We start from the raw sequence: 24,431 nt of genomic DNA, 5'->3' as shown, positions 1-24,431 counted from the left end.
AACAGACCGATTGCTGAATTATGGTCTATTTTAATGAAAAAAAGTCATATAAGGGTAAAGGAATGTAAAGCTAAACATATAAGATTGTAAGGAAACATGCTGATAACATAAGTGTTTATCAAAATGATCTTAAATGTTGTTTGCCGATCTTACTTGTTACCAAATATATACAGTTGAATCTTTTTGTTAGTCAATAAGTCGTGTTTGAAAGGTATTGGGTAATTTATTCTGTTCCAATAAAAAAGCCACCTTTTAGATAAGGTGGCTTGATGCTAGTAACTGGTTTTTACAGTTTCTCAGAAGGCGTTGAATCAAAGCTTTTATTTTGCTCTGTCGTTGTTGGTTCAATTCCCATGAAGTATTCATACCCTTTGTCTTGTAGGGTTTTCTTAGGTTTATTTACAGTAGCGTTAGCTTGATTGTTAACTAAGCTAGGCTGCTTTGGCTTCATCTTCATGGTTTGCTTTTTATGCTCGTTATCCGGCAAAGTAACCATGTCACTATTATGAGAATTGCTATTAAAGTTATAGCTAAACACACCGTTGCCCTGAATAAACTCAACACTAGATTTATCTTCAGAATGATAAGACGCTAAAATGCCATGTTGGCCTAATGGCACTTCATGAAACAGTTCACGACCAGTACCAATTTTAACCCCATCTATAAACCAATCGGCAGCAACATTACTGACCAAGGTTATCATCGCAGATTTGAGCCCAAGTTGTTCATTGATTAATGAGTCGATTTTACTGTTATAAGATGGTTTGAATGCCATTTTAATTTTGTAATTTAGATTGCCACTCATATTCATACTGGCATCAACAACATCGTAGGACAACAGCACACTCCGTTCATTTAAAAACGGGTCGGTTTTAATTGTATTGGTCACAATGTAATTTTCTGAGTCTTTTAAACAATCATTAATAGACTGAAACTTAGAACATAAAGTTGAACCATCTAAATCGACAGATTGCACAGTATCTGGCTTAGAGACATCTGCAATAACACGTTTGGTTATTTCACTTTTGAGTGCGGCTAGCTGTTCGTCTTTATTAGTACGAGTACTGTTGATGATATCGTACTCAGCCATGATTGATTTGTACTCTCGTTTTAGAGACTTGCCATCAATATCATACTTAGTTTCAAGTTGATCGACCTTAAGGACTAAAGTTTCGAGCTCTTTATAAAAGGAATCGAGATTAGCGCGAGATAAAATTCTTGTTGGCAATTTAGAAACTAAATGCTCATATTCTGTTTGCTTACTCTTAATTTCAACGCTCAATGCATGATAATCAGATTCTTTCTTCTTATGAGTCGATAATTTATCGTTCGCAGAAATAAGTAAACTATCAATATTATACTTTTGCTCAATTTCTTGAAGTTTTTGCGTCTCACTACTAGAAATGATCTCTAAACCAAATGAGCTACTTGCATAAAAACATAATAAAATAAAAGTAATTTGACTATATCTCACTGATTCCTCCATTTTTAATTGATTTTTTGGTGTATAGCTTACGCTATAACAATTGGTCAACAGTTAGGTGATCCGTCAATAATTTTATAGTACTTAAGTTAATTTGTCTTTACAAATAGATTGTGGATTTTTGACGCTTTTTTACAACCCCCTCAAACTGTTTAGCAAGATGAATCAGTTACGGCACTTGCTTGATGCTGGTCGTTACCTTTTAATGTTACTTAAGTAACTATTAATGTTGAGTATATTTTATTTTTATCATACAAGATGAGAATAGTTTATAGCTTGAGCATGATAGGAGTGAGTTCAAGGTCTAAAACATGAGGTTAATGAGTGGTTGCAGCTAAAATGTTAACTTAACGCCAAAAGTCATTTTTATGACATTGCCTTATTTGAACTTATATTTTTAGCCGTTACAGCCTGATTTTTGTGCTAAACATAGAAAAGCCCCTGTTTAACAATACCTCGAGTGAGAGAGCATTATTACATGGGGCTTTAATATCGTATGAACAACTCAATTTACAACAATTAAATTGCACACTTTTTGTGATGCCTTATTTAGCGATGCGCTTGTACTTCAGGCGATGAGGCTCAATGGCTTCGGTACCTAAGTGTTCTTTTAACCAAGCTGTATATTCAGTGTAGTTACCTTCATAGAAGTTAACTTGTCCTTCATCGCGGTAATCAAGAATATGGGTTGCGATTCTGTCTAAGAACCAACGGTCATGTGAAATAACCATGGCACAACCAGGGAACTCTAAAAGGGCTTCTTCTAATGCACGCAGTGTTTCAACGTCCAAGTCATTGGTGGGTTCATCGAGTAATAATACGTTGCCGCCAGCTTGCAATAATTTAGCAAGATGGACACGGTTACGCTCACCGCCTGATAAAGTGCCAATGATTTTTTGTTGATCGCCGCCGCGGAAATTAAAGCGGCCTACGTATGCACGACTCGGGATCTCAGTATTGTTGATACGCATGATATCTTGACCGTCTGAAATCTCTTGCCAAACGGTGTTCTTATCATTCATTGAATCTCGGAACTGTTCAACTGAGGCTATTTGCACTGATTCGCCGACTTCAATGCTGCCGCTATCCGGTTGCTCTGCACCTGAAATCATCTTGAATAGTGTCGATTTACCTGCACCGTTGGCGCCGATGATACCGACAATCGCGCCTTTTGGAACAGCGAAAGTTAAGTCATCAATCAATACTCGGTCACCATATGATTTGGTCAGGTTATTTACTTCAATAACCTTATCACCTAAACGTGGCCCAGGTGGAATGAATAACTCATTGGTTTCATTTCGTTTTTGGTAATCATTGGTGTTCAATTCTTCAAAGCGAGCCATACGGGCTTTGCCTTTTGATTGACGACCTTTTGAACCTTGGCGTACCCATTCTAATTCTTTTTGAATGGTTTTCTGGCGAGCACTTTCTGTGGAAGACTCTTGCTGCAGACGAGCATCTTTTTGCTCTAACCAAGATGAGTAGTTACCTTCCCAAGGAATACCTTCACCACGGTCGAGTTCTAAAATCCAACCTGCAGCATTATCCAAGAAATATCTATCATGGGTAATAGCCACAACGGTGCCAGTATAGTCTTGTAAGAAACGTTCAAGCCAAGCGACTGATTCAGCATCCAAGTGGTTGGTTGGTTCATCGAGAAGCAACATGTCTGGCTTTTCAAGCAGTAAGCGACAAATCGCGACACGGCGACGTTCACCACCCGAAAGTACTTCGATTTTTTCATCCCAATCAGGCAGACGCAGTGCATTGGCTGCTCTATCTAATACCACATCAAGATTATGAGCATCTTGAGATTGAATAATTGCTTCAAGCTGCCCTTGCTCTTTTGCAAGCGCATCAAAATCGGCATCTGGTTCAGCATAAAGTGCATACACTTCATCTAAACGTGTAAGTGCATTTTTAGCTTCGCTTACGGCTTCTTCGATAGCCTCACGGACGGTTTGAGATTCATCCAGCTTAGGTTCTTGAGGAAGGTAGCCGATTTTTAAATCTTGCATCGGGCGAGCTTCACCTTCGATTTCAGTATCTAACCCTGCCATGATTCTAAGCAGAGTAGATTTACCTGAACCGTTTAAACCCAGTACACCAATCTTGGCGCCAGGAAAAAAACTAAGGGAAATATCTTTAAGGATTTGTTTTTTAGGTGGAACAATCTTGCCCACTCTAAGCATGCTATATACAAACTGAGCCATATTTATATCTCTTTGACTAAGATTCGGACTAGGAAATTTAATTAATTCTACTTCAATCTCGCCGTAACTGAAAATCGAACTTTTGTCATTGAAGGTTTATTCCACACCGATAGGTCAAAAAACTACTTAACAAAAACAACCGAATAAAGTAATAATCGTCTATAACATAGTTGTAATAACCCGATTTATGGATAGAAAGAGGGACAATCACTGATTGTTGGTGATATCAGGTTAATTTTTCAAAATATGTTAAGGGATTAAAGTGAGCACGATACAAAGGAAGGCTTTAAAGAGAATATTACTGTGTAATTCGTTGTTTTCTGTTTCAATATTCTACTTGTGTAGTCAAGTTAATGCCCAAGAGCTCCAAGCAAAAGAATACAGGTCTTTATCCATTGAAAAAGACCAACCAACCGCTGTATTCGCCATTAACAGCAAAGATGAAAGTTCAGTTAAATCTTTTTATTCAGCAGCAGTTAATCAATCATATTCAAATGAAGTTAATCAACTTAATTATGAGCCATCAGGTTTAGTCATAAGTTCTATCGCTGCAGGAAAAGACATTAGAAGTATTAGTGGGCCTGATTTACAAGAAGGTGAAACTCTTATCACAGATATTGAGCTAATAGATAAAGACTGGTGGGGAGCATTAATTGAAATTTCTACGGTATTAGTCATTGGCGAGGTACTTTACCTGACCAGTGAAGAAAGTATGGAAGGAGATTTTGATTACGAAATTGAAGGCAATGCAGGGCAATATTTTGCAGATAGAATTGTGACAACTGATGCTTGGAAACTTGATGACAACAAGGTAGGCATGAATTGGGGACATACCTATGCTGGCGCACTGTATTATCAAGCGTTTCGTAATTATAACTTTAATTATTATGAATCTTTGGCGGGTAATTTTATCGCATCGGCAGTCTGGGAAGTCTTTGCTGAATATAAAGAAGTGGTAAGTGTGAATGATCAAATCGTTACAACATTTGGTGGTGCAGTATTGGGTGAAAGCTTATTTCAAATATCTGAAATGTTAGATTCAAAACAAGGTTGGGTCCCAACGGCTTTTAGTAGTGTTTTTAATCCGGCAAAAACAATTAAAGGTTGGTTTGGTTATGATAACCCACAACGGTTTAATCGAACATACGCCAAGGATATGTTCAACATCTATACAGGTGCAATGTACTCCAGCAAAAAGCAGGCTGATATTTCTACTACTTCTTTAATATTGGGATTAGAGGCGAGTGTTGATAGCGTTCAAGGTAAATATGATGCTTTATCTGCGACACCTAGTCAGGTCGATTTAAACATGGAACTGGGGATTTCTAACGAAGGAATTGAAGATTGGCAAATGGATTCTTCGATTTTTTTAGGTGGCTGGACGAGCGATGTTAATACCATATTAGATTCTGAAAATAGACGCAAGACTTGGTTTATTGGCCCATCCATGGGGCTGGAATATAGCAGTCTGGGTCAAGATGAAGAGGAAGATTTTTACGCTGCAATCAATGTGATTGGTTTATCTGCTGGAACGCAATGGTTTGTTGATGATGTTTCGATAAGTATCAGAGGCGACCTGTTTGGTGATTTTAGTATGGTGAAACCCTTTGCAACAAAAGATTATCGCCAAAATGGAGGCCATTTTTGGGGGGCGAAATCGGTGCTTTGGGAAGGTGGCTATGGATATGCTTTAGGCCATACAGCCAAATTAGCACTAGAGGCGAATTATAAAGAATTGTTGCTCGGGGTTAAGTTTCAAAGTCAACGCTGGGACTCTATAGATGATAATGAGTTTAATCGAAGCAGTGATTGGAATCCAAACGTCAGTGACCTAGATTTTAAAGATGCACGTGATAGGTATGAAGTTTATCTCGATGTTCCTTTAACGAATACTATGAGTATCAGTATTCACCATGAACGTATCGATCGAAGTGGCACATTAACCGGAATTGAAAACTTGGCCATTGCCAATCGAAATGATGAAACAGAAAGTCGCAGTAGCATTCACTTTACTTATCAATACTAGCCGATAAATCATTGCCTGTATCATAGACTAGACTATCTAGTTTTTGTGATAAATGGAGCTGTAGAGCTTAAATATTTTGCTGATTAATTTTTTAGAAAAGAGTTTTCTTAAAATTGTCACAAGGTTATGAAACTAAGAGTTAATTTGGATTTTTCTATGAAATACAATTACTGAAAGCTGCTGCAGCTGAAAATTTCTAGATGGCAAATGGTACTCATAATGAATTGCAAGTAATTTCATGTTTCAAATGCTGGGATTGTGATCAATTGCGCTGTATCATACCGCGCAACCCTACTATAAGAATTAACAGCTGGAGTGAGCAATGCTAAAGAAAGCTATGAATATCGCAGATTATGATCCACAACTATTTGCAGCAATTGAAGATGAGACTCGTCGCCAAGAAGAGCACATTGAATTAATCGCATCAGAAAACTATACCAGCCCACGTGTTCTTGAAGCTCAAGGTTCGCAGCTAACTAACAAGTATGCAGAAGGTTACCCTGGTAAGCGTTATTACGGTGGTTGTGAGCATGTGGATATTGCAGAAGAGTTAGCTATTTCTCGTGCAAAAGAATTATTCGGCGCTACATACGCTAACGTACAACCACATTCTGGTTCTCAAGCAAACTCAGCTGTTTTCATGGCACTGCTTCAAGGCGGTGATACTGTTTTAGGTATGAGTTTAGCCCATGGTGGTCACTTGACTCATGGTTCTCACGTTAGCTTTTCTGGCAAGTTATATAATGCTGTTCAGTACGGTATCGATGAAACCACAGGTAAGATTGATTACGCTGAAGTTGAACGTTTAGCCGTTGAACATAAACCAAAAATGATCATTGCTGGTTTTTCTGCTTACTCAGGGATTATCGATTGGGGTAAATTCCGCGAAATCGCTGACAAAGTCGGTGCTTACTTATTTGTCGATATGGCGCACGTTGCAGGTCTTGTTGCTGCAGGTATCTACCCGAATCCACTGCCACACGCTCATGTTGTTACAACGACAACTCATAAAACGCTTGCTGGTCCTCGTGGTGGTTTGATCCTTTCTGCTGTGAATGATGAAGACATTTACAAAAAGTTAAATTCGGCAGTATTCCCAGGTGGTCAAGGTGGTCCTTTAATGCACGTTATTGCTGCTAAAGCGGTTGCATTTAAAGAGGCACTAGATCCTGAGTTCACCACTTACCAAGAGCAAGTTGTTGCGAATGCAAAAGTGATGGCAAAAACCTTCATTGAGCGTGGTTATGATGTTGTTTCTGGTGGTACAGACAACCACTTATTTTTGCTAGATCTAATCAGCAAAGATATGACAGGTAAAGATGCCGATGCTGCACTAGGTAAAGCTAACATCACAGTTAACAAAAACTCAGTACCAAATGATCCACGTTCACCATTTGTTACTTCTGGTTTACGTATTGGTTCTCCAGCAATCACCCGTCGTGGTTTTACTGAAACTGAGTCTATTGAGCTGACTAACTGGATGTGTGATGTGTTAGATGACATCACTAATGAAGGTACAATCGAGCGCGTTAAAAACCAAGTGCTTGAGTTATGTGCTAAGTATCCTGTTTACGGGTAATACTGTTTACAGGCAGTGCTGTTAACAGGAGTACTGCTGCATTTTTGTCTAGCAAAGATGCTTGTATGTTGTTAAATAATATTAGCGAGCATTTCAACATCAGCTTAGACATATCATCCATATGAACTAAGTAGGATAATCTTAATGATAAGGTTAACCTTATAAAGTAAATAGGATAAACTTTAATGGCTGTAAGTACTTTGTGCTTACGGCCATTTTATTTTTATTTCAGGAGCGAATATGCATTGCCCATTTTGTAGCGCGACAGATACCAAAGTGATTGATTCTCGTCTTGTGGCTGATGGCCATCAAGTCCGTCGTCGTCGGGAATGTACATTGTGCCATGAACGCTTTACCACCTTTGAAGGTGCAGAATTAGTCATGCCACGGGTCATTAAACAAGATGGCACCCGTCAACCGTTTGATGAAGATAAGCTACGTGGCGGTATGCTGCGTGCGGTTGAAAAACGTCCGGTATCGATTGATCAAATTGAACAAGCACTTTCTAAGATTAAATCGACCTTACGTGGTACAGGTGAGCGCGAGATTGACTCTGCAATGATTGGCAACCTGATGATGGAACAATTGATGGTATTAGATAAAGTAGCGTACATACGTTTTGCGTCTGTTTATCGCGCCTTTGAAGACGTTTCACAGTTTGGCGAAGCCATCGCTAAATTACAAAAGTAATTCCTGTTTCCATTTTTTATACCGCAGAGGCCATTTGCTGCGGCTATTTCAAGTAGGTGTCTATGTCTCAGTGGTCAGTAGTTGATGTTGAAATGATGAGCCTTGCCATTTCATTGGCAGAGAAAGGGCGCTATACCACGCGTCCAAATCCAAATGTTGGCTGTGTCATTGCTGTAAACGATCACATTATTGGTCAGGGGTACCATATTAAAGCGGGTGGCCCACATGCTGAAATTCATGCGCTTCAAGATGTACAGACGAAGCAAAATCAAACAAAACTATCATCGGCTACTGCTTATGTCACCCTTGAACCGTGCAGTCATTATGGCCGAACGCCGCCCTGTGCTTTAGCCTTAATCGAGGCAGGGGTTAAACGGGTTGTGATTGCTGAAGTGGATGCGAACCCACAAGTGGCTGGCAATGGAATCCGTTTATTAAAAGAAGCGGGCATTCAAGTCGACATAGGTTTGCTAACTGAGCAAGCTAAGCTATTAAACTTAGGCTTCACCAAGAAAATGACCACGGGTCTGCCTAGAGTTACGATTAAACTGGCAGCCAGTATTGATGGCAAAACAGCGCTTTCAAATGGTGTTTCCAAATGGATCACTGGACCTGATGCGCGCGCTGATGTTCAAAAGCTTCGCGCTCGTCATTGTGCCTTAGTGACAGGCGTTGAAACGGTATTGGCTGATGACCCCTCATTGAATGTGCGTTATGAACAACTTGGCAGCTTGAAAAACTCAGTTTCGGCCGCAGATCTACAACAACCTCTTAGGGTGATTTTAGATAGCCGCGCAAGGCTAACAAGTGAATTCAAATTATTTGATATCCCATCGCCTATCCTGTTGGTTTCTTGTGTCGACTATGCCGCAGAAGCAAGAGAAAAATTTAACAATCATGTTAGTTGTATCACTATTGCCGCAAATGAAGATGGACGCGTTGATTTACATGCGTTATTTACTTACTTAGGTAAACAATGCAACTCAGTTTTGATTGAATCAGGCGCATCCCTTGCGGGTAGCGTGTTAGATGCAAAGCTTGCTGATGAACTCTACCTTTATCAAGCAATGAAAATTTTAGGTAGTCACGGGCGTAATTTATTACAACTGAATGACTATCAAAGTATGGAACAAATTCCTGAGCTACAATTAGTCGATTCGCGCCGCATAGGTGCAGATCAACGTATGATATTTAGTCTCTAGCAGAATCAACTTGCTTAAATAGGCTGTAATTGCTGGCATGAGCAAGCACTGGCCAAGTTGATTAAATTGAACCGAAATTAATACAAGTGAGTCATTATGTTTACCGGCATTATTGAAGCCTTAGGCACATTAAGAAAAATCGAGCGTAAAGGTGATGATATACGCCTAAACGTAGCAAGTGGTCATCTGGATTTATCTGATGTGAAGTTAGGCGATAGTATTGCCACTAACGGTGTGTGTTTAACCGTGGTCCAATGCCTTGCTGACGGATACGTTGCTGACATTTCGGCAGAAACCGTGGCACTGACAGGCTTTGCTAATTATCACGTTGGTCAAAAAGTTAATTTAGAAAAAGCGGTATTGCCGACAACTCGCCTTGGCGGTCACATGGTCAGTGGTCATGTAGATGGCATAGCCGCTGTTGAGCAAAGAAGTGTCCGCGGAAAAGCGATTGAATTTTGGTTAGCGGCGCCAGCTGAGCTTGCTCATTACATTGCTCATAAAGGTTCAATTACCATCGATGGCGTTAGTCTGACAGTGAATGAAATAGATGGGCACCGCTTTCGATTAACGATTGTGCCGCATACAGCATCTGAAACAACACTTACAGCATTACAAGCGGGTGATAAGGTCAACATTGAAGTTGATTTAATTGCTCGTTATTTAGAGCGCTTAATGAATCCTGAAAAGCCAACAACTTCAGGTGGTGGGGTCACTATGGAAATGCTCGCCAACGCTGGATTTATGCGATAACCCTATTTTTACCCTTTATTGCAAATATCGGGAATAACAACACAAAGGTCTTAACATGGCACTACATAGTATAGAAGAGATCATCGAAGACATTCGCCAAGGTAAAATGGTTATCTTGATGGACGATGAAGACAGAGAAAATGAAGGCGATTTGATTATGGCTGCCGAAAAGGTGACGCCAGAAGCAATTAACTTTATGGCGACTTACGGCCGTGGTCTAATCTGTCAAACTATGACTAAAGAGCGTTGCCTGCAACTAAACTTGCCATTAATGGTGACCAATAATAACGCTCAGTTCTCGACAAACTTTACCGTGTCAATTGAAGCGGCAACCGGTGTTACAACAGGTATTTCAGCTCACGATCGCGCAGTGACAGTTCAAGTAGCAGTGGCAAAAGAGGCTAAAGCGGCTGACTTAGTTCAACCTGGACATATTTTTCCATTGATGGCACAAGATGGCGGTGTGTTAACTCGCGCAGGCCATACAGAAGCTGGCTGTGATTTATCGCGTTTGGCTGGACTTGAGCCGTCTGGAGTGATTGTTGAAATCCTCAATGATGATGGCACTATGGCGCGCTGTCCTGATTTAGAAGTATTCAGTGAAAAGCATGGTATCAAAATGGGAACTATCGCTGATTTGATTGAATATCGTAATACCAAAGAAACCACAGTTGTGCGCGAAGCAGAATGTAAATTGCCGACACGCTTTGGTGAATTTAACATGGTGACTTTCAGAGATACCATCGATAACCAATTACATTATGCGTTAGTTAAAGGAAACGTTGAAGAGAACAGTTTAGTACGCGTTCATTTACAGAATACGTTTAACGATTTATTACATTCAGAACGAGATCAAAAGCGCAGTTGGCCACTTGATAAGGCCATGGAACGTATAGCTTCAGAAGGCGGCGTTTTAGTCTTGTTAGGCCATGAAGAACATTCAAGTGAAATGCTAGCCAAAGTCAAAGCCTTTGAAGCTGAAGATAATGGTCAAGCACCCACAGCGGCTAAATGGGAAGGAACCTCTCGTAAAGTCGGTATCGGCTCACAAATTCTATCTAGTCTTGGTGTTAGCACAATGCGCCTATTGAGCTCACCGAAACATTACCATTCGTTATCAGGCTTTGGTTTAGAAGTTACTGATTACATTGCAGAATAATTCACTAATTTAGTGAAGTTAACATTTATCATTAATTGCACAGGACTCAGGGCATTTTGCTGTGGTATTATATCGCCACTTTTGCCCAGAGCTGGGTGCTTTAGCTAATTTAGGTAAGATAATGAACGTAGTTCAAGGTAATATCGAAGCAAAAAATGCCAAAGTGGCGATCGTTGTGTCGCGTTTCAACAGTTTTTTAGTTGAAAGTCTGCTTGATGGCGCAATAGATACACTAAAACGTTTTGGTCAGGTTGAAGATGACAACATTACTGTTGTTCGTGTTCCTGGCGCTGTTGAATTACCACTTGCTGCACGTCGTGTTGCTGCTTGTGGAAAGTTTGACGGTATCATTGCACTAGGTGCAGTGATTCGTGGTGGTACTCCGCATTTTGATTTAGTTGCAGGTGAATGTAACAAGGGTCTAGCTCAAGTTGCTTTAGAGTTTGATATCCCAGTTTCATTTGGCGTGTTAACCACAGATACTATTGAGCAAGCAATTGAGCGCTCTGGTACTAAAGCAGGTAATAAAGGCACAGAAGCTGCCCTTGGCCTACTTGAAATGGTTAACGTTCTGCAAGAATTAGAACAACAGTTGGTATAGTAGTAGGAAAAGTAATGAAGCCTTCAGAGCGCCGTAAGGCACGCCGTTTAGCTGTTCAAGCTATTTATTCGTGGCAATTAAGCAAGAATAACGTTGCTGATGTTGAACATGAATTTTTAACTGAGCAAAACATTAACGGTGTTGATGTAGCTTATTTTCGTGAATTGCTATCAGGTGTAGCCACGAAAGCAACTCAACTTGATGATCTTCTAAAACCTCACTTAGATCGTGATATTGAAGATGTATCCCCAGTTGAAAAAGCCATTGTGCGCTTAGCTGCATATGAATTAACTTATCGTAAAGATGTGCCATATAAAGTGGCTATCAACGAAGGTATTGAGTTAGCGAAAGCGTTTGGTGCCGACGACAGCCATAAGTTTGTCAATGGTATGCTAGATAAGCTTGTTACTCGCAAGTAATAAATGAAAACGGTATCTTCGGATACCGTTTTTGTATCACTCAGATACTTCTAAAAAACATATAGGTGGGCGGGCAACCGTACCAGATTTATCGTGAAAGAATTCCAAATTATTGAACAATTTTTCCGTGATAAAGGCCAACAGCGCCGTGATGTTCATATCGGTATTGGCGATGATTGCGCCATAGTGCAACCAGCAGAAAATAAATCCATCGCGATCTCTTGCGATACTCTCGTCGAAAATATTCACTTTTTGCCAACCATGCCAGCTCACGAGTTAGGCTATAAATCTGTGGCTGTTAATTTGTCAGATTTAGCCGCAATGGGCGCAGACCCTGCATGGATGACATTAGCGCTCACTTTACCTGATGTTGATAACCAATGGTTACAAGAATTCAGTGAGGGCTTATTTGAAGCTGCAGAATATTATAGCGTCAGCTTAATTGGTGGAGATACCACTCGTGGCCCTCGATGTATTAACATCACTATTCACGGTCAAGTACCTACCGGTAAAGCATTAACCCGTAGTGGCGCAAAAATCGGTGATTGGATTTATGTGACAGGCACGTTAGGCGATTCAGCCTTAGGTTTAGATGTATTGCTGGGCAACAAAGAAGTTGATCTGCAATATAAAGAATTTTTGATAAACCGACATTATCATCCAACGCCTAGAATTATTGCCGGTCAAGCTCTGCGTTCATTGGCTACCAGTGCCATTGATTTATCTGATGGATTAAATTCAGATATAAAGCATGTTTTAAAAGCCTCCAATGTCGGTGCGATTATTGATGTCAATGAATTGCCTTTATCCAAATCACTTCTTGAGTCTGTAGGTAAACATGAAGCAATTAATTACGCACTCACAGGCGGTGAAGATTATGAGCTATTATTTACAGTACCAGAAGCCCAGCGAGGCGCATTAGATACAGCCTTACTCCACGCCGGGGTTAAGTTTGTCAAAATAGGCCAAATTTGTGCCGGTGATAAATTACGACTTGTATCTGATGGACAACCTTTTGAGTTAGACGCGAAAAACTTTGAGCATTTTTAATGAAATTTTTATCTACTGATCCGGCAGTATTAAAGCTGTCTTTAAAAAATCCAGTACACTTCTTGGCGCTGGGTTTTGGTAGTGGTCTTGCTGCGAAAGCACCGGGTACATTTGGCACCCTTGCCGCTGTGCCATTGGTTTATTTAATGAGCCACTTAAGTTTGACTGCTTTTATTATTATTACTCTCATCAGCACGCTGGTGGGCTTTTATATTTGTGATAAAGCTGCAAAAGATATGGGCGTACATGATCATGGCGCCATTGTTTGGGATGAAGTTGCAGGCTTAATGATTACCATGATAGCTGCGCCTGCTGGGCTTATATGGCTTGTCATCGGTTTTGCATTGTTTCGTTTTTTCGATATCCTTAAACCTTGGCCTATCCGTTGGTTAGACGCAAAGGTTCATGGCGGATTTGGGATTATGATTGATGATGTCTTAGCTGGTATCTTTGCTCTAGTTTGTTTGCAGGCGATTTATTATTTCGTATAGAGCCATCTAAACAGTTATTGAAAGCAACATTACTTTCAGTAAATTAAAATTTCGTTTCAATAAGTAAAAAATAGAAAAGCCCACATTAAGTGGCTTTTTTGTTTGATAAATAAGTGCTAATTGCGGCTTGTTATCGAGCAAGATTGACTTAATCAGTGTAAAAGCTCTCGCGCATTTGCGAGTGCATTTTCAGTGATAACATCACCCGCCAGTAACCTTGCTAACTCACTGATGCGCTGCTCTTTATCAAGCGGTTTCATTTGAGTCTCAGTGCCACCACTTTTGGTAAACTTGTTCACTAACATATGTTGATGACCATTACCGGCAACTTGTGGTAAATGAGTCACACAGATAACTTGGGTCGATTCCCCCAAACTACGAAGCATTCGACCGACAACCGCTGCTGTCGGGCCAGAAATACCCACATCAACTTCATCGAATATTAATGTTGGGGTTGAAACTTTTCTAGCCGTGATGACCTGAATACCTAAGCCTATTCGAGATAACTCACCACCTGATGCCACTTTAGCAATAGGTTGTAAGGGCTGGCCTGGGTTGGTGGTTACTTGAAATTCTATTTGATCGCTGCCCATTAATGACTGTGACTCAGGATTAAAGTTAACCGCAATATTGAACTTGCCTTTAGGCATATTTAGCTCGTGTATTGACTGAGTTACCAGTTTATTGAGCTCTTTGGCATAACGTTGGCGGCTTTGGCTGAGTTTCTGTGCGTTTTTAATATAAGCGAGTTTACTGTCATCTAATTGTTGCTGAATCTCATCTAGACGGCTTGCATCGCTACTGAGCTCTGATAGTTCAGCTTTTAACTGCCCATGGTGCTCAGCTAGATATTCGGTCTGCACATGATGCTTGCGAGCCAGTTGCATTGCTTTAGATATTCGCTGCTCAAGAAAGGCAAAATGTTCAGGGTCTAACTCAATTCTACTGAGATAATCCTGCACTTCACTAGTGCTTTCTTGGACTTGTATTAAAGCTTCATTGAGCATTTCAGCAATGTTTTTAAGTGTAGGATCAAAGCTCTGTAAGCTGTCAGCGACTGTCACAGCGCGGTTAAGCAAAGATTCAATATTATGTTCGTCATCTTCACTGAGCAATTGGAGTGCGCTTTGACAACTTTCAATTAAGTCGGTGCCGTTTGCTAAGCGTTTATGTTCTTGCTCTATTTGTTCAAACTCGCCAGGTATTAAAGCAAACTCATCTAATTCTTCAACTTGATATTGCACCAGTTGTTTTCGTGCGATGCGCTCTTGTTGATTCTGTTGTAATTGTTTGAGTTCATTTTCAACATTTTTACAGCGCTGATAACTTTTAGTCACGCTATCAAGCAATAACTTATGATTGGCGTAGCTATCGAGTAGTGTGAGTTGATGTTCACTTTTTAGCATTGCGTGGTGTGCGTGTTGCCCATGGATCCCAACAAATAGTTGTCCAAGTGTTTTTAACTGCGAAAGTGGTACAGGGTTACCATTAATGTAAGCGCGAGAGCGCCCATCGGCACTGATGGTTCGACGTAATATACATTCATCTTCGACATCAAGATCGTTATCTTCAAGCCAGCGTTTGGCAAATGGCACATCATCTATTGTAAAGCGTGCGCTCACTTCAGCTTTATTGGCACCAGGTCTCACTGTATTGGCATCAGCGCGATTACCTAAGCATAAACCTAAGGCGTCTATTGCAATCGATTTACCCGCACCTGTTTCACCTGTAATGCTGGTCATGCCGGCTTTAAAGTCGAGTTCAAGAAAACGTACAATCGCGAAATTATTAATGCTTAATTGGCAAAGCATAATCAATCCTTGTGTGAATAATCATCAAACCACTGTATTTATAAACAGTTTACACTGTTTTTTTATACAGTAAAGTACTGGTTGTTGATTTCTGTTATGAGGATTTTAATCTCCATGTAAACAATAATATAAGCTGGCTCAGTTTATATTGTGGAGTAACTTCTCAATAATAGGCAGTGTAATAAAGGTGGCGATTGTACTGATTAAAATGCATTTAGCACTGGCTAAGCCATAGGTTTGATAGCGTTGGGCAAGTAAGTAAACACTCGCTGCAGTAGGAAGCGCCGCCAAAATAACGCCCATGATAAGCAACTCAGTATCAACATTAAAATACCGTAACAAGGCGTATGCGATAATGGGCTGAAATACCAGCTTTAACATATTTAGCACGGTCATTTCGATAGCAATGTGGTGTCTAGTTTCTGAGGGTTCTTCGCCGCCATGCATGGCTTTGGCTAACACCATACCGATTGCAAACAGCGCACACGGGCTAGATGTATTACCGATAAGTCGCATCATCACGCTTAGACTGTCAGGAATAGGGAGCTTAAGCGCTGAAGCTGCGACCCCAAGTACAGAGCCTATTACGATTGGATTACTGCTGAGTGCATTTAGCATGATAATAATGGGATGACGTTTTTGCTGCTTATTAATGTCGAGCTCCATGCTTACCATCACAAAGGCAAACATGACAATTGATAATAAACTGGCAATCGCAGCTGCTGTAATTGCATGGTTGTTTCCTGGATAGAGCATCATCATCAGAGGAATACCGATAAAGGCTGTGTTACCAAAACTGGTATTAAGCCCCCTGATAGCAGCTAATGCAGGTTGCTTTTTATCAGCTGATAACGAGATGACAGCTGTGACAAAATAGGTAACGAGCATTGTAATGCCAAATGATGCAATAAACCCCCATTGTAAAATTTCATCAATGTCAGTTTCGGCTAAGGCAATAAACAGTATTGCAGGGAAGGCAACATAGTAAACATATTCATTAAGGGTAAAGTCAGTATCATGTGGCAAGACTTTAAGCTTTTGTATAATAAAGCCTAAAAGCATGATTCCGAAAACGGCAATAAGAGGGGTAAGAATACTGGGCATCCCTCAATCCTTGTTAATGAGTAAAGTGATAATGATAGGCGCTAGTCGTGAGTGTTTTGCGATTCAAGCATAAAATACTCAATCATAATGTTGTAAATATTAAGGTGAAACTAATCGAGCGCAACCTTCAATAGCTTGTAGGTAATACAAGAAGTTTTGGCTGTAAGTTGAATGAGTCATAGCCTTTAATTTCGATTCTATTAAATGAGTCTACTTGAAATAACGTAAAAGAAAATGCGATTAAGGTCTTACTTTAGATGATAAAAACCTTCAAAGAAGTAAAGGGAGTGTTGCTGGCATCACTCCCACTATTAACTCTGATTAAACAGCGTCCCTTTTAGCTATTTACTGAGCGCTAATGCCAATATTTGATACACCAGCATCGACAATTTCTTTGCGTAACTCTTTAATAAATTCAGCAGATATTTTTGGATTAGCTTCAACAATATCCAACAACATCCCTTGAAGCTCTTTCTCTTCTTTCATAACAGGATGATTGAAAACAAACTCTTCGACTACTTCTTCGTTTAGCTCGTCTTGAAGTTCTTCAACACTGATTGCTTCGATATAATTGGCTACAGTGCTTGAAGACAGTTTACTGATGTTAGTAATATCTTCTTCTATTTTACCTTGAATGCCGCCTAGAAGCGTTGTTAATGCCACTGCTGCGTCCATTGCTGGATAGACACCGTATGCTTCAAAGTCACTTGGCTCAGGCGTGTTGTCTTCAAGACGTTGTAAATGGATATCGTAGTTAAATTTAAGTTTTTTATCGTACTGAGATTGCCAAAGCAAATCTAATACAGTGCTGAGCATTTTTGGCTCGCCAAATTCACATACTTCAGAAAAAAGTTGGTAGTTTGGCAGCATACGCTGACAAAGTGCAGTCGCAAATAATTGCTTTTGAGGTAAAGATAACGCTTTTAAACGTTTAAAAAAGCCGGGTTGATTACTCATTGGGAACATCCGCTGATAACTGTGATATCACTTGATTTGCTGCTGATTCTACCTTAGTTAGCTCGTCAAGTAACTCTAGTATTTCCGGTTCTAGATCATCAAGGCTGATTTTTTTCTTCAGTGATGACTCTATCTCTTGGCAAAGCTTTTGGGTATTGGGAACGCCGCAGTAACAACTGGCGCCATGTAACTTGTGTACCGTTTGTATCATGAGTTGATGATCCGCATTTTTGATGGCGGTTTCGATGTCTATGATAGTGCTAGGTAATGAGTCCACAAGCATTTGCAGCATTTCAATTGCCAAGTCTGGTTTTTGATTGGTTTGAGCTAAGCATAGTTCCCAATTCAAGGTGTGCATATCAAAGTGGGTAAACTTAGGTTTATTGATCCAGCGATTAATCACCCCCTTTAGCGCTGCTTCATCAATCGGTTTTGGCAAATAACCATCCATACCACTACCTAAAATCAATTCTCGTTCTTCCGCAATGGCGTGAGCTGTGACCGCAATAATTGGCGTATTTCTATTTTGTGACTCTTGGCGAATATATTTGGTTGCAGTAATGCCATCGGTGCCAGGCATTTGAATGTCCATAAAGATGACATCAAAGGATTGTTGTTTAGCGTATTTGACCGCATCATCACCGTTATTGACAGAAATGACATTAACGACAATTTCTTTTAGCAATGTGTCGATGAGTTTTAGGTTGGCAATGTTGTCATCAACAGCGAGCACGCTTAAATTCTTGCGCTCGAAAACAACCTCTTGGCTAACTTCTGTTAATAACGCCGTTTGGGTTGGCGGATGGATAAGCTGATTGGCTAAATCATAGTCACTGATTGGCATGCTCATCAAAATATCAGTATTAGGGCGTAATGCCTGATTGAGTATTTCTTGTTGTTCTATGCAGTCATGGAGCAAAACTAAGCAAGCCGTTTTTTCTCTGGCAATTTTTAAGAACTCGAGTAATTGTTCGTTATCATTAAAGCCATGACAACTAATCAAAATATAGTCGTAGTGAATTTTGCTTGACGAAAGTGTTGACGCTAAATGGTTAACTTGACCTACAGAAGTTAAATGTAAGCCCCATGCCTCAAAGCGACGATTGAACATATCTCGGGTCAATTCACGAGCTTCAAACAATAATAGCGTTTTATCACGAAGGGAGTCTAAATGAATCACTTCGCCAATATGGAATTGGCTAAGTTCTAGCGGCAGCATAAACCAGAACGTGGACCCTTTGTTTGGCGTGGATGTAAACCCAATTTGACCGCCCATTTGGTTTATTAAGCGCTTGGTAATGACGAGCCCAAGCCCAGTTCCGCCAAAGCGTCGCGAGATTGAAGAGTCAGCTTGACCAAATGCCTGGAATAAATATTCTTGCTGGCTTTCATCAATACCGATGCCGGTATCTATGATTTCACAACGCAAGGTAATGTTTTCATCTTTTTGGCCAACAAGATGAATCTTTAATACCACACTACCTTGGTCGGTAAATTTAATCGCGTTGCCGATTAAGTTTGTCATGATTTGGCCAACACGCATGGCATCGCCGCTGACACTTTCTGGTACGTTATCATCTATATCAATGACTAATTCGATTTTTTTCTCTTGAGCGCTACCCGATACAATACTGACCGTCTCAGAAATGGTTTCTCTTAATGCAAATGGCATTTTCTCAAGCACCATTTTACCCGCTTCAAGTTTAGAGAAATCAAGAATGTCGTTAATGATACCGAGTAAGTTACTGGCACTGCGCTCAATGGTTTTGATGTAGTCAAGCTGACTTGAATGCAAAGGGGTTTTGATTAACTGCCTAGAGAAACCAATCACACCATTAAGCGGTGTGCGTAGCTCGTGAGACATGTTTGCTAAGAACTCTGATTTTATTCGACTGGCTTCTAATGCGCGTTTTTTAGCTAAGTCTAATTCAACGTTTTGAATTTCAATTTGTTCTAAGGTTTCACGTAAATCAGAAGTTGCTTGATCGATATTTTGCTGCATTTCATCATGATATTCAGATAAGGAGCTCGCCATGGCATTGATACCACGTTTCAATAAATCAAGCTCGCCAATAAGCTGGCCATCTAATCGAGTATCAAGTTTGCCTTCGCGAATTTTAGCCACCACTCGTACCATTTCAGTAATAGGGTAGTTAACGTGTTTTACTAATCTAAACGTGAAAAATAAGTTCAACTGCACACCAATCAAAACGATGACAAATGCCGCTATCGCAGCGCGATGCTGCTCGAGTAAGGCGTTTTCCTTATTCAACAATATCGAGATATAACCCAAGATCTGCTGACCTTCAGCATTGGTTATCGTAGGGGGGACGGTTTTTGCTGGAGAAGCTGTAGCGATATAATTGGTATTTTGTTGATTGATGCCAGTATGGGAAATAATGGGTACACGGATCACCATAGTGTCATCAATGGTTTCGTACTGACTAGCAATCAGTGACTCAAGCGCTCTGGTATAGCGCATACTTTCAAAATCTTTGTGATAATGGGAGGTGACGAATAATTGGTTATCATTGTCAAAAATCGCAATTGAATGAATTAAAGATGAGTTACTCAGCTGCGATGCTGCCAGTAATCGTTTGCTGGCTTCTCTGTCTTCAGTCGCTAAGCCAAACTCACTGGCAATGGCCAAAGGTTCGACAATACTTCGACCTTGGGCTATTAAGGTTTCTTCAAGTTCATAAAAACGGTTTATGGTGAAGTAACTTCCAAGTAGAATACCCACCATAACAGTAGGCGCTAACGCAAGTACGAGCACCCAAGAACGGAGGCTGTATTTGGTCATGTTGTTAGCAGTATTCATCGTGAAGTTATTATTCCTAAAGACTTTTATTCATTATGTTGTCTAGATTGCCAGAAATACAGCACTCTTGACTAGTGATTTATTCAAAACCAGAGGCCAAAATGGCGCAATTTTTTAAAGCAAAACCAAACAAGACTAAGCAGTTATCAGCAAAGTTGAGTTTAACGGTAACACAACTCGATCACCTCGGTGCAGGTATTGCACAACATAACGGGAAAGTCGTGTTTGTACCGGGTGCGCTTCCTGGTGAAACAGTGACAGCTCAATTGACTGAGCAAAAGAAAAAATATGCCAAGGCCAAATTATTTAAGGTTGATAAACCAGCACCTCATCGCGTAAACGCTCAATGCCCACATTATCAGCAATGTGGAGGCTGTGATTTACAGCATATGGACATAGAAGCACAGCGTGACCATAAACAATTAGCGTTAACCAATTTAATGAGTAAATTGGCCATTAATGTCGATTCAACGATGGTAGCTGACGCTGTCATCGGTGAAGAGTGGCATTATCGACGTCGTGCTCGTTTAGCGACATTATTTGATAAAAAAACCAAGAAATTACAACTAGGGTTTCGGGCTGCTAATAGCAGTGACATTGTTCAAATTAAGCAGTGTGACGTACTTGCTAAGCCTCTATCAGCATTAATTACGCCGTTTACAAAACTGCTCAATCAATTACAGGCTAAAACGACCTTAGGCCATTTAGAACTCACAGAAGCTGAGAACGGTTTGTTTGCTGTATTGCGAATAACTAAAGCATTAAAACCCGCTGATGAGCAATTACTGATTGATTTCGCTGCATCGCATAACATTAACTTGCTTGTGCAAGATAATGATAGTCAAGTTCATGGGTTATATTCAGTGCCGTCAAATACAGTTTCAGATGATACAGCATCAGACCAAGCAGGAATTGAATTGCCGCAATACAGTTTAGCTGATGGGCAAGTGGATTGCCGCTTTAGCCCAGGTAATTTTGTTCAGGTTAATGCCGATATTAATCAACGAATGGTTGCGCAAGCTATTGAATGGCTAGCCCCCCAAGCGAATGAGCGTATTTTAGATTTATTTTGTGGTGTTGGTAACTTTAGTTTGCCACTGGCTACCAAAGCTGCAGATGTTATTGGTGTTGAAGGCGTACCTGAAATGGTGGCTCAAGCAAAACAAAATGCACTGGATAATAATTTAACCAATTTAAGTTTCTTTCATGCCGATTTGAGCGCTGATTTATCAGAAGCATCGTGGCTTGGACGTATCGATAAGTTACTGCTTGATCCTGCCAGAGCAGGGGCATATGAAAGTTTACAATGGCTTTCTAAAATGAAGCCTAAGAAGGTCGTTTATGTGTCGTGTAATCCAGCAAGTTTAGCCAGAGACAGTCAAGTATTGATAGATCAAGGCTATAAACTAAAACAATTGATGATGCTCGATATGTTTCCTCAAACACATCATATTGAAGCCATGGCCTTGTTCGAAATAAAGTGAATCATCGCTTAGGTGTACTATGTGTTGCCTGTAGAACATTCGTTAGTAACTTGATGCTTTATTATTGATATCTGATATACGCTAATCTTGTTTTAACTAGAAAACGATGAAACATTGTACTGATATCGGTTTTTTCAGTAAGAATTTGTAAAATGATTAATAATAATTTGACATAGATTACTGAACATTCAAGATGATTCTTTTGTAATAATGTAGAGCGCATCTGCAATAACCAGTTTATTGAACTTTTAAGCTGGTTTGTTAGTACTGGTAGCAATTAGGTACCAATAAGGAAGTTAATTATGGTCTCAGTTCGAGAAGCACATTTTAATTCAGCCGATTTCAATATCGACGAATGGGTGACGCGTTATATTGATAATGCCGAGGAAGCCCAAATGTTGCTGGATCTTATTAAACAGTTAGATGCGCTGCCAACTCCTTCACCTGATGTACATCGCGGTTTATTAGATCGTGCTCGCGAAATGGTCGAAATCCTTGCGCCTTTAAACATGGACATCGAAACGCTCCAAGCCTCTTTGTTATTCATCGTTCATGATGAAGGCATTTTGTCGATTGAAGATATTGAAGAAAAATTCGGTAAAAATTTAAGTAAGCTTGTCGCCAGTGTGGTGACAATGGAAGCGATTGGGGCATTAAAAGTCAGCCAAGATTCTCGTACTGCAGAGCCGCAAATAGACAATATTCGAAAAATGCTTTTGGCAATGGTAGAGGATGTTCGTGCTGTAGTGATAAAACTTGCTGAGCGTTTGCGTTTACTTCGAGAAATTAAAAATGTCGATGAAGAAACGCGTGTGCTTGTAGCCCGTGAAGTCGCAGACATTTATGCGCCATTGGCAAACCGATTGGGTATAGGTCAACTTAAATGGGAGTTAGAAGATATCTCATTTCGCTATCTTCACCCCGTTGTCTATAAAGATATTGCGAAACAGCTCGACGGTAAGCGTGTCGACAGGGAAGTATTTGTTGATAAATTTGTGACCCAGTTACAAGAGCGATTAGATGCTGATCAGATCCGCGCTAAGGTCTATGGCCGTCCAAAGCATATCTACAGTATCTGGCGCAAAATGAAAGGCAAAGATCTTAAGTTCGATGAACTGTTTGATGTACGTGCAGTGCGTATTGTCACAGACCGACTTCAGGATTGTTATGGCGCATTAGGTGTCGTTCATACGCTTTGGCATCATATCCCACGTGAATTTGATGACTATGTGGCTAATCCTAAACCCAATGGCTACCAGTCAATTCATACCGTCGTCGTAGGCCCTGAAGGTAAAACGGTCGAAATCCAAATCCGTACAGAAGCCATGCACCAAGATGCTGAGCTTGGCGTTGCAGCGCACTGGAAGTATAAAGAAGGCACAGCTGGTGGTAAGCAAAGTGGCTATGAAGAGAAAATTAACTGGTTACGTAAAATTTTACTCTGGCAAGAAGATGTTGCTGAAACCGGCAATTTAGTTGAAGAAGTACGTAGTCAGGTTTTTGAGGACCGAGCATATGTTTTTACCCCTAATGGCGAAGTGGTTGATTTACCGCTAGGGTCAACGGTGCTTGATTTTGCTTATTATATTCACTCGCATGTGGGACATAAGTGCATTGGCGCTAAAGTGGATGGTCGTATCGTGCCGTTTACTTATCAAGTCGAAACGGGTGAACGCATTGAAATTATTACCTCAAAGCATCCTAACCCAAAACGTGATTGGTTAAACCCTAATTTAGGCTACATTAAGTCGTCGCGTTCACGCTCTAAAATCCAACATTGGTTCAAGCAACAAGATCGCGATAAAAATATGGTTGCAGGTAAAGAATTACTTGAAGCTGAATTGACGCGAGTATCGTTAAAAATTAAAGATGCTCAAGTCGCGGTAGAACGATTTAACATGAACAGCATGGACGACATGTTAGCAGCAATTGGCGGTGGCGATTTACGTCTTAATCAAGTGGTTAACTTTATTGAAACCAGCTTGCGTAAAGAGCCAAATTCAGAGCAAGAAATTGTTGAAGAAATCATTAAACGCTCGCATACCAGAGCGCCTCGTAAAGGTAAGGGGCAAGTTGAAGTGAATGGTGTGGGTAATCTACTCAGCCATATTGCCAGCTGTTGTAAACCGGTTCCTGGTGATGAAATCTTCGGCTATATAACAATGGGACGCGGCGTGTCGGTTCACCGCAGTGATTGCGCACAAGTGAAAGAGTTAATGCGCGCTCATCCAGAAAGAAGTGTTGAAGTGGTGTGGGGCGAGAATTATTCTGGTGGTTATCGGATTAAGGTTCAAGTCAGTGCCCATGACAGAAGCGGTTTATTACGTGATGTGACTACCGTGTTGGCAGCAGAAAAGTCGAATGTGATGGCGATGAGCTCTACATCAGATGAAAAGAATCAAACTGCAGCGGTAGATCTGGAGCTTGAACTTTATAATCTCGATGGCTTGTCCCGTATATTAGTTAAGCTTGGCCAAATTGAAGGCGTAATAGAAGCAAGACGTCTATAAAGATTAAAGCTTGTAATAAGCTCGTTGTTAATTGAGGTGGTAAATCATTAGGTTTACCACCTTTTTGTTTAATCCCGC

The 24,431-nt window shown here is 40.4% G+C and carries 18 protein-coding genes; 12 read left to right on the top strand and 6 right to left on the bottom strand.

Annotated elements, in window-relative coordinates; translation table 11 throughout:
- Window positions 1-286 precede the first annotated feature (286 nt).
- The gene (locus LMH66_RS06060; RefSeq protein ID WP_102526935.1) at window positions 287-1,474 is read right to left on the bottom strand and encodes a hypothetical protein; all 1,188 of its coding nucleotides are present in this window, start codon (window positions 1,472-1,474) and stop codon (window positions 287-289) included.
- A gap of 554 nt (window positions 1,475-2,028) precedes the next feature.
- A complete protein-coding gene (gene ettA / locus LMH66_RS06055; RefSeq protein ID WP_102526936.1) occupies window positions 2,029-3,696 on the bottom strand; it encodes an energy-dependent translational throttle protein EttA in 1,668 nt (555 codons plus the stop codon).
- Window positions 3,697-3,958: 262 nt separating this feature from the next.
- Here ettA and LMH66_RS06050 point away from each other — a divergent pair, with 262 nt between their 5' ends.
- The 10 genes from LMH66_RS06050 to LMH66_RS06005 all read left to right on the top strand — a co-directional run bounded on the left by LMH66_RS06050 (window position 3,959) and on the right by LMH66_RS06005 (window position 13,666).
- A complete protein-coding gene (locus LMH66_RS06050) occupies window positions 3,959-5,722 on the top strand; it encodes a DUF3943 domain-containing protein (protein ID WP_229368929.1) in 1,764 nt (587 codons plus the stop codon).
- Between the two features lie 322 nt (window positions 5,723-6,044).
- The gene (glyA, locus tag LMH66_RS06045) at window positions 6,045-7,301 is read left to right on the top strand and encodes a serine hydroxymethyltransferase (protein ID WP_229368928.1); all 1,257 of its coding nucleotides are present in this window, start codon (window positions 6,045-6,047) and stop codon (window positions 7,299-7,301) included.
- Between the two features lie 240 nt (window positions 7,302-7,541).
- Window positions 7,542-7,991, top strand: a complete 450-nt coding sequence (gene nrdR, locus LMH66_RS06040; RefSeq protein ID WP_102526939.1) for a transcriptional regulator NrdR — start codon at window positions 7,542-7,544, stop codon at window positions 7,989-7,991.
- 56 nt (window positions 7,992-8,047) lie between these two features.
- Window positions 8,048-9,193, top strand: a complete 1,146-nt coding sequence (ribD, locus tag LMH66_RS06035; protein ID WP_229368927.1) for a bifunctional diaminohydroxyphosphoribosylaminopyrimidine deaminase/5-amino-6-(5-phosphoribosylamino)uracil reductase RibD — start codon at window positions 8,048-8,050, stop codon at window positions 9,191-9,193.
- 96 nt (window positions 9,194-9,289) lie between these two features.
- Window positions 9,290-9,946 (top strand): riboflavin synthase, encoded by a 657-nt coding sequence (locus tag LMH66_RS06030; protein ID WP_102526941.1) that lies wholly within the window; start codon window positions 9,290-9,292, stop codon window positions 9,944-9,946.
- Between the two features lie 55 nt (window positions 9,947-10,001).
- Window positions 10,002-11,105, top strand: coding sequence for a bifunctional 3,4-dihydroxy-2-butanone-4-phosphate synthase/GTP cyclohydrolase II (gene ribBA, locus LMH66_RS06025; RefSeq protein ID WP_229368926.1), 1,104 nt, complete (start codon window positions 10,002-10,004; stop codon window positions 11,103-11,105).
- Window positions 11,106-11,226: 121 nt separating this feature from the next.
- Window positions 11,227-11,706, top strand: a complete 480-nt coding sequence (gene ribE / locus LMH66_RS06020; RefSeq protein WP_055023789.1) for a 6,7-dimethyl-8-ribityllumazine synthase — start codon at window positions 11,227-11,229, stop codon at window positions 11,704-11,706.
- Between the two features lie 14 nt (window positions 11,707-11,720).
- A complete protein-coding gene (gene nusB / locus LMH66_RS06015; RefSeq protein ID WP_076543020.1) occupies window positions 11,721-12,125 on the top strand; it encodes a transcription antitermination factor NusB in 405 nt (134 codons plus the stop codon).
- Window positions 12,126-12,218: 93 nt separating this feature from the next.
- Window positions 12,219-13,175 (top strand): thiamine-phosphate kinase, encoded by a 957-nt coding sequence (gene thiL, locus LMH66_RS06010; RefSeq protein WP_229368925.1) that lies wholly within the window; start codon window positions 12,219-12,221, stop codon window positions 13,173-13,175.
- Window positions 13,175-13,666, top strand: a complete 492-nt coding sequence (locus LMH66_RS06005) for a phosphatidylglycerophosphatase A (RefSeq protein WP_102526944.1) — start codon at window positions 13,175-13,177, stop codon at window positions 13,664-13,666. The genes thiL and LMH66_RS06005 overlap by 1 nt, the downstream gene beginning before the upstream one ends.
- Window positions 13,667-13,818: 152 nt before the next feature.
- Here LMH66_RS06005 and recN read toward each other — a convergent pair whose 3' ends face one another.
- The 4 genes from recN to barA form a co-directional block, all read right to left on the bottom strand.
- The gene (gene recN, locus LMH66_RS06000; protein WP_102526945.1) at window positions 13,819-15,477 is read right to left on the bottom strand and encodes a DNA repair protein RecN; all 1,659 of its coding nucleotides are present in this window, start codon (window positions 15,475-15,477) and stop codon (window positions 13,819-13,821) included.
- Window positions 15,478-15,615: 138 nt separating this feature from the next.
- Window positions 15,616-16,581, bottom strand: coding sequence for an AEC family transporter (locus LMH66_RS05995; protein ID WP_229368924.1), 966 nt, complete (start codon window positions 16,579-16,581; stop codon window positions 15,616-15,618).
- 345 nt (window positions 16,582-16,926) lie between these two features.
- Window positions 16,927-17,538: a YjaG family protein gene (locus LMH66_RS05990; protein WP_229368923.1), complete on the bottom strand. Its 612-nt coding sequence runs from the start codon at window positions 17,536-17,538 to the stop codon at window positions 16,927-16,929.
- A complete protein-coding gene (gene barA / locus LMH66_RS05985; RefSeq protein WP_229368922.1) occupies window positions 17,531-20,359 on the bottom strand; it encodes a two-component sensor histidine kinase BarA in 2,829 nt (942 codons plus the stop codon). The genes LMH66_RS05990 and barA overlap by 8 nt, the downstream gene beginning before the upstream one ends.
- A 101-nt stretch (window positions 20,360-20,460) precedes the next feature.
- Between barA and rlmD the strand changes: the two genes are divergently transcribed.
- Together rlmD and relA are read left to right on the top strand one after the other, a co-directional pair.
- Window positions 20,461-21,843 (top strand): 23S rRNA (uracil(1939)-C(5))-methyltransferase RlmD, encoded by a 1,383-nt coding sequence (rlmD, locus tag LMH66_RS05980; protein ID WP_229368921.1) that lies wholly within the window; start codon window positions 20,461-20,463, stop codon window positions 21,841-21,843.
- Between the two features lie 302 nt (window positions 21,844-22,145).
- The gene (gene relA / locus LMH66_RS05975) at window positions 22,146-24,353 is read left to right on the top strand and encodes a GTP diphosphokinase (RefSeq protein ID WP_229368920.1); all 2,208 of its coding nucleotides are present in this window, start codon (window positions 22,146-22,148) and stop codon (window positions 24,351-24,353) included.
- The last annotated feature ends 78 nt before the right edge of the window (window positions 24,354-24,431 follow it).

Source organism: Shewanella sp. 10N.7, from assembly GCF_020806285.1.
GTDB lineage: Bacteria > Pseudomonadota > Gammaproteobacteria > Enterobacterales > Shewanellaceae > Shewanella > Shewanella electrodiphila.
Note: the sequence above shows the minus strand (reverse complement) of the source record. Positions and strands in the feature narration are given on the sequence as shown.